This window comes from Streptomyces sioyaensis (genome assembly GCF_004122735.1).
GTDB lineage: Bacteria > Actinomycetota > Actinomycetes > Streptomycetales > Streptomycetaceae > Streptomyces > Streptomyces sioyaensis.
Map to the genome: position 1 here is coordinate 1 of NZ_SDIF01000206.1, position 7,211 is coordinate 7,211.

General features: G+C 73.2%; 4 protein-coding genes. 1 reads left to right on the forward strand and 3 read right to left on the reverse strand.

The genetic code is table 11. The features are described 5' to 3' along the window. The first annotated feature begins 173 nt into the window (after positions 1–173). Positions 174–416: a mycoredoxin gene (locus tag EST54_RS32605; protein WP_093485073.1), complete on the forward strand. Its 243-nt coding sequence runs from the start codon at positions 174–176 to the stop codon at positions 414–416. Between the two features lie 388 nt (positions 417–804). On the opposite strand, the gene nudC is transcribed toward EST54_RS32605, so the two are convergent. The 3 genes from nudC to EST54_RS32620 form a co-directional block, all read right to left on the reverse strand. Beyond that, positions 805–1,740 carry an NAD(+) diphosphatase gene (gene nudC, locus EST54_RS32610; RefSeq protein WP_129251293.1) on the reverse strand — a complete coding sequence of 312 codons (936 nt, stop codon included), beginning with the start codon at positions 1,738–1,740 and terminating at the stop codon, positions 805–807. 76 nt (positions 1,741–1,816) lie between these two features. Continuing rightward, the gene (locus EST54_RS32615) at positions 1,817–3,217 is read right to left on the reverse strand and encodes a dipeptidase (protein ID WP_129251294.1); all 1,401 of its coding nucleotides are present in this window, start codon (positions 3,215–3,217) and stop codon (positions 1,817–1,819) included. 10 nt (positions 3,218–3,227) lie between these two features. Continuing rightward, positions 3,228–6,845, reverse strand: coding sequence for an ATP-dependent DNA helicase (locus tag EST54_RS32620; protein WP_129251295.1), 3,618 nt, complete (start codon positions 6,843–6,845; stop codon positions 3,228–3,230). Between the last annotated feature and the right edge of the window lie 366 nt (positions 6,846–7,211).

The window sequence follows — 7,211 nt, forward strand, 5'->3', positions numbered from 1 at the left end:
GGGGTGGGGGTGGCCCCCCAAGGATGGTGCGCGGGTTCGGGCCGTCGGGGCGGCCCGTTCAACCCGCCGGGAATGGTCCGAGCCCGATGTACGTTGTGGTCCTTGGCCGCGTCGAACACACCGGCGAGTGGTATGTGGATCAAGACTTATCGAAGCGAAGGAGCGCGGGGCACATGGCGGGCACTGTGACGATGTACAGCACGACCTGGTGCGGTTACTGCCGTCGGCTGAAGAGCCAGATGGACCGCGAGGGTATTGCGTACACCGAGATCAACATCGAGCACGACCCGGAGTCCGCGACGTTCGTGGAGAAGGCGAACGGCGGCAACCAGACGGTCCCGACCGTGCTGTTCCCCGATGGCTCGACGCTGACCAACCCGTCCCTGGCGCAGGTCAAGCAGAAGGTCGGCGTCTGAACGGGCAGCGCCTGAGAGGCCGACGGCGTCTCGCTGCCGATTCGACACCCTGACAGCTTGGCCACCCTGACAGCTGCGGCACCCCGACGGCTTTGCCTCGACGCACGGACACCGGGCGCGCTCGCACAAGCGCCAGAGTGTCAGGGCGTTGGTGTCAGGCCTCCGGTCTCCGGTCTCCGGTGCGCAGATGTGCAGATGTGCAGGTGACAGCGCTTCGTAAGGGCAGTCTTCCGGGGCCGCCGGCCGGAGTCCCTGTGGGATCCGGTCGGCGGTTCTGTGTGTCTGCGCAGATGTGACGCCTGGCGAGAGTCTGCGCGGACGTCACGCGTCTGCCCCGGGTCTGCTCAGGCGCACCCTTGCCGAGCCCCGTAGCCGGCCCGCGGGCCCGTCACGGCTTGGGCAGGGGCTTGCCGTACCAGAGCTCGATGAGGCGGGCGGCGATGGAGATGCCGTACGGCGGGAGGACCTCGCCGGATTCGAAGGCGGCGCGCAGGTCGTCGCGGGAGAACCAGCGGGCCTCTTCGATCTCCTCGCCGTCGACCTGGATCTCGGACGACGTGGCGCGCGCCATGAAGCCCAGCATCAGGCTGGAGGGGAAGGGCCAGGGCTGGCTGGCGATGTATTCGACGTCGCCGACGACCACGCCGGCCTCCTCGAAGACCTCGCGGGCCACCGACTGCTCGATGGACTCGCCCGGCTCGACGAAGCCGGCGAGCGTGGAGAAGCGGCCCTCGGGCCAGTGCACCTGGCGGCCCAGGAGCGCGCGGTCGTCCTCGTCGGTGACGAGCATGATCACGGCCGGGTCGGTGCGCGGGTAGTGCTCGGCGCCGCAGGCCGGGCAGCGGCGGATGTGGCCCGCGGCGGCGATGACGGTGCGTTCGCCGCAACGCGAGCAGAAGCGGTGCAGGCGCTGCCAGTTTTCCAGGGCCACGGCATGGACGAGGAGGCCGGCGTCGCGGGGCGACAGCAGCAGGCCGGCCTCGCGCAGGCCCGCCGGGCGCGCGGACTGGTCCATGCGGCCGGGCAGCGAGTCCTTCTGGAGGGCGAAGTAGCTGACGCCGTCGTCGTCGGTGCCGAGGTAGTAGCGGTGCGCCTCGGTCAGGGGCGCCTCGAAGGACGGCGTCGTGATCAGTTCGGTGCGGCCGTCGGGGGTGTCGTCGATCAGCGCCTGGCCGCCGGACACCACGAAGACGCGCGTCGTCGGGTGGCTCCAGGCCGCCGCCAGCCAGGCCTCGTCGAGACGGTGATGGGCCGAGCGGTCGATCCCGCTCGGCGCGCTGAACGTGAGTGGCCGGTCGGCGGTGTGGTCGGTCCAGGTGGTCACTGCTGTTTCCAACTCCCCCTGTGGCGTGGGTGATTGCTGCGGGTGGGCGCGGAACGGTGCGGCGGTACGCGTCCGGTCAAGCCGGGCGCCAGGTCTCTGCCAGGTCGCCCCACAGGTGGGCGGCGGTCTCGACGCCCTTCATCAGCAGGTCGAGCTCGACTTTTTCGTTCGGGGCATGCCAGCCGTCGGAGGGGACGGAGATGCCGAGGAAGAGGACCGGGACGCCGAGGACGTCCTGGAGGTCGGCCGCCGGCCCGGAACCGCCCTCGCGGGTGAAGCGGATCTGCTGGCCGAAGGCTCGTCCCATGGCGCGTACGACGGACTGGAGCGCGGGGTGGTCGAGCGGGGTGAGGCAGGGGCGGGTGGCGCCCCAGAAGGTGATCTCGTGGCGGATGCCGGCCGGGAGGTGCGCGGCGACCCAGTCGCGGACGGCCTGCTGGACGGCGGCCGCGTCCTGGCCGGCGACCAGCCGGAAGGAGAGCTTCAGCTGGGCGGTGGAGGGGACGATGGTCTTGCCGCCGGGGCCCTGGTAGCCACCGCCGATGCCGTTGACCTCGGCGGTGGGGCGGGCCCAGATGCGCTCCAGGGTCGTGCTGCCGGCCTCGCCGAGGGGGGCGTGGGAGTGCGCGGTGCGCAGCCACTCGTCCTCGTCGAAGGGCAGCTCGGCGAAGAGCTCGCGCTCGCGGTCGGTGAGCTCGATCACACCGTCGTAGAAGCCGGGGACGGCGACGCGGCGGTCGGTGTCGTGCAGGGCGGCGGCCAGCCGGGCGGCCTCGGTGGCGGGGTTGGGGACCGCGCCACCGAACGAGCCGGAGTGGATGTCCTGGTCGGGGCCGTAGAGATCGATCTGACAGTCCGTCAGGCCGCGCATGCCGGTGCACACGGTCGGGGTGTCCCTGGACCACATGCCGGTGTCGGAGACGATCACCGCGTCGCAGGCGAGGCGGTCGGCGTGCTTCTCGATCAGGGCCGGGAAGTTCGGGGAGCCGGACTCCTCCTCGCCCTCGATGAGCAGCTTGAGGTTGACGGCGGGGGCGGTGCGGCCGGTGGCGGCGAGGTGTGCGCGGACGCCCAGGGTGTGGAAGAACACCTGCCCCTTGTCGTCGGCGGCGCCGCGGGCGTAGAGCTTGCCGTCGATGGTCTGCGGCGCGAAGGGGTCGGTGTGCCAGCCGTCCTCGCGGGCGGCGGGCTGTACGTCGTGGTGGCCGTAGACGAGCACGGTGGGCGCGGACGGGTCCTGGGAGGGCCATTCGGCGAAGACCGCGGGCAGGCCGCCGGTCTCCCAGATCTCGCTGGTCGTGAAGCCGGTGTCGGTGAGCTTCGCGGCGAGCCACTCGGCGCTGCGGCGGACGTCGCCGGCGCGCTCCGGGTCGGCGGACACGGAGGGGATGCGCAGCCACTCGGTGAGGTCGTCGAGGAAGGCTTCGCGGTGGGTGGCGAGGTACGCGCGGACGGCGCTGTCCGGGGTGGTGCTCATACGACCGAGCCTATCGGCCTTCCGGGCACGGCCCATCGGCGGTCTCTCCGAGCAGGATGCGTTCCAGCCCCGCCCGGCCGGGCAGCCGGGCGGGTCTGACCACCTCGCCGCTGCGGACGTAGAGGAAGGCGGCGTCGACGGCGGAGGGCTCCAGGCCGTACCGCTCGGCCCAGGCGAGGCGGTAGACGGCCAGCTGGAGGGGGTCGGCGGTGTGGGTGCGGCCGGTTTTCCAGTCGACGATCTCGAAGCGGTCGCCGTCGGGTCCGTGCTCCTTGTAGACGGCGTCGATCCGGCCGCGGATCACCCGTCCGGCGAGCGTCAGCTGGAAGGGCGCCTCGACGCGGAAGGGGGTGCGGTGGGCGTAGGGGGTGCGGGCGAAGGCTTCCTTGAGGGCCTCCAGGTCGTGTTCGTCGGCGATCTGGGCGTCCTCGCCGGGCTCGGCGCCCGGGAGCTCGTCGGGGCCGAGCAGGGGCAGCGTCAGCTCTTCGAAGCGGGATTCGACCCAGGCGTGGAAGCGGGTGCCGCGGCGGGCGCCGGGCTGGGGCGGGCGCGGCATGGGGCGGGCCAGTTCGCGGGCGAAGCCGTCCGGGTCGGCGGCGAGGCGGAGCAGTTGGGTGGCGCTGAGCGCGGACGGCAGGGGGACCTCGCGGACGGTGGCGCGGGAGCGGCGGAGCTCGGCGGCGAGCGCCTCCAGATCGCGGTCCCAGGATCCGACCGTGCGGCGTTCCTCGGGGAGGAGGGGGTGCGGCGCGCTGTCGCCGGGGTGGGAGGCGTCGCCGTCCGGGCCGGCGGTGAGGTCGGGTTCCGTGGAGCGCTGGGCGCCGATAGGGGGGCGGGACGGGGCGGGGGCGGCTTCGCCTTCGGGGACGTCGAACGGGTCGGCTTCGGCGACGTCGTAGAGGTGACCTTCGGCGGCGTCGTAGAGGTCAGCTTCTGGGACGCCGTAGAGGTCACCTTCGGCGACGTCGAACGGGTCGGCTTCGGGAAGGTCGTACGGGTCCGTGTCCCAGGCCTCGTCGTCGGCCGGGGGCGGGGGCCACTCGGGGTCGTGGGTGGACAGTGCGGCCGGGGCGGCGGCGGAGCGGAAGGGCGCCGGCTCGTCCGTTGCGCGTGCCAGGTGGGCGCGGACCGTGGTGGCGGCTGCGCGGCGGCGGGCGGTGGCCGTGGGGTCGAGGGGCAGTGGCCAGGCCTGTTCGGTGGCGGCTTCGGCGAGGGCGGGGTTCTCCGCGCCGTCCTCGGGTGCCTCGGCCCAGTGCTCGATCTCGCCGTGTCCGGCTTCGCAGTGCGCGCGCAGCGCCTCCAGGAAGGCGGACGGGCCGCGCGGCCGCTTCTGATGGGGGCCCCACCAGTGGCCGGAGCCGAGCAGCAGGGAGCGGGGGCGGGTGAAGGTGACATATCCGAGGCGGAGTTCCTCGGTTTCCTGGTGGTGCTTCATCGCCTCCTTGAAGTTCTTCAGGCCGCGGGCGGTCCACTCCGTGACGTCGGGGAGGGTGGCGGCGTCACCGCGCAGGGCGTGCGGGAGGACCTTGGCCCGGCTGGTCCAGGACTCGCGGGCCTGTTCGCTGGGGAACTGCTTGGTGACCAGGCCGGGTACGGCGACGACGTCCCATTCCAGGCCCTTGGACTTGTGGGCGGTCAGCACCTTGACGGTGTTGTCGCCGCCGGGCAGGGAGCTGTCCAGGCCCTTTTCGTACTGGACGGCGGTGCGCAGAAAGCCGAGGAAGGCGAGGAGGGTGGCGTCGCCGTCGAGGGATTCGCCGCCCTGTTTGGCGGCGAAGCCGGCCGCGATGTCGAGGAAGGTGCCCAGGGTTTCGCGGCGGCGTGCGGCGAGGGCGTGCGGGGAGGCGGACAGCTCGACCTCCAGGCCGGTGGTGGCCAGAACCCGGTGGAGTACGTCCATGAGGGGGTCGCCGAGGGAGCGGCGCAGGTCGCGGAGTTCGGTGGCGAGGTGGGCGAAGCGGACCCGGGCCTCGGCGGAGAAGGGGAGGCCGTCGTCGGGGCCGTCGGCCTCCAGGAAGGTGTCGAGGGCGTCGGCGAGCGAGAGGGTCTCGGCGGGGTCGACGCCTTCGACGGCCTCGGCGAGGCGGTGGGCGGGGTCGTCCGAGGGGGGCTGGTGGTGGACGAGGGTGCGGGCGCGGCGGCCGAGGAGTGCGAGGTCGCGGGGGCCGATCCGCCAGCGCGGGCCGATCAGCAGGCGGACCAGGGCGGCGTTGGCGGTGGGGTCCTGGAGCACCTCGCAGACGGCGACGAGGTCGGCGATCTCGGGCAGATGCAGGAGTCCGGAGAGGCCGACGACCTCGACGGGGATGTCCCGGGCGACCAGTTCGCCCTGGAGGTGGGCGAAGTCGGCGGCGGTGCGGCAGAGGACGGCGATCTCGCCGGGCGGTGTGCCGGTGCGGACGAGGTGGGCGAGGGAGTCGGCGAGCCAGGTGAGTTCTTCGGCGTGGGTGGGCAGCAGGGCGCAGCGGACCAGGCCGTCGCGCTCGGCGCCGGGGGCGGGGCGCAGGGCTTCGACGCCTGCGTGCCGCGCGCGGAGGGGGGCGGCGAGGCCGTTGGCGAGGTCGAGGAGGCGGCCGCCGCTGCGGCGGTTCTCGCTGAGGGCCGCGCGGCGGGCGGGGGTGCCGTCGGCGAAGGGGAAGTGGGCGGGGAAGTCGTCGAGGTTGGCCACGGACGCGCCGCGCCAGCCGTAGATGGCCTGGCAGGGGTCGCCGACGGCGGTGACCGCGTGTCCCGTGCCGGCGCCGAAGAGGCCGGAGAGCAGCAGGCGTTGGGCGACGGAGGTGTCCTGGTATTCGTCGAGGAGGACGACGCGGAATTCGTCGCGCAGGAGGCGGCCGACGTCGGGGCGGGTGGTGGCGAGGGTGGCGGAGCGGGCGATCTGGTCGCCGAAGTCGAGGAGGTCGCGGCGGCGTTTTTCGTCCCGGTAGGCGGTGACGAGGTCGAGCAGTTCGAGGCGGCCGCGGGCGGTTTCGGGGGCTTTGCGCAGGTCGGCGTTGGTGAGTCGGACGCCGTCGAGGGCGGCGAGCAGCTCGGTGTCGTACGTGCGGAGCGCGGCGGGGTCGACGAGGTGCTCGGAGAGTTCGGCGTCGAGCGCGAGGAGGTCCTCCACGAGGGAGGGCAGGGAGGTGGTGAGGGCCGGGTAGGGGCCGGGGGCGGCGCGCAGGGTGCGGGCGGCGAGCTGGAAGCGGGTGGCGTCGGCGAGGAGCCGGGCGCTGGGTTCCAGGCCGATGCGCAGGCCGTGGTCCTTGAGGAGTTGGCCGGCGAAGGCGTGGTAGGTGGAGATCCGCGGCTCTCCGGGGGGCTGGTCGGTGGCGGCGCCGCTGTCGTCGAGCGGGAGGGCGTCCGGGTCGGTGACGCCGGCGGCGAGGAGGGCGGCCCTGACGCGCTCGGCGAGCTCGCCGGCCGCCTTGTTGGTGAAGGTCAGCCCGAGGACCTGTTCGGGGGCGACCTGGCCGGTGCCGACCAGCCACACCACGCGTGCGGCCATGACCGTGGTCTTGCCGGAGCCGGCTCCGGCCACGATGACCTGCGGGGCGGGCGGGGCGGTGATGCACTCCGTCTGCTCCGGTGTGAACGGGATGCCGAGCAGCTCTTTGAGCTGCGCCGGGTCGGTAATACGCGGGGCCACGATGGAGAACGGTAGCGGCCCGCACTGACAATCCGGCTGCGCTTGGCTTTCCCCCCCACGTTGTCGGCTTTCCCGCCGTGGTTGTTTCTCGCCGTTGCGCTTTGCGGCGCCCCCGATGTTGTCGGCTGACCCGCCGCGGGAGTTTTTCGCCGTTGCGCTTTGCGGCGCCCCCGACGTTGTCGGCCGTCCCGCCGCGGGAGTTTTTCGCCGTTGCGCCTGCGGCGGGCTGGTTGCCGCTGCGCTGGCTGTTCGGCTGCGGGACCGGCCCTCCGGACTCCGTCCTGCGGTCCGGCCCCTCCCGTGAGTGGGTGGGAAGAGGCCGGTGGGGGCGGGCCCCGGCCGTCGTCTGCGGGCAGTGGAGGCATG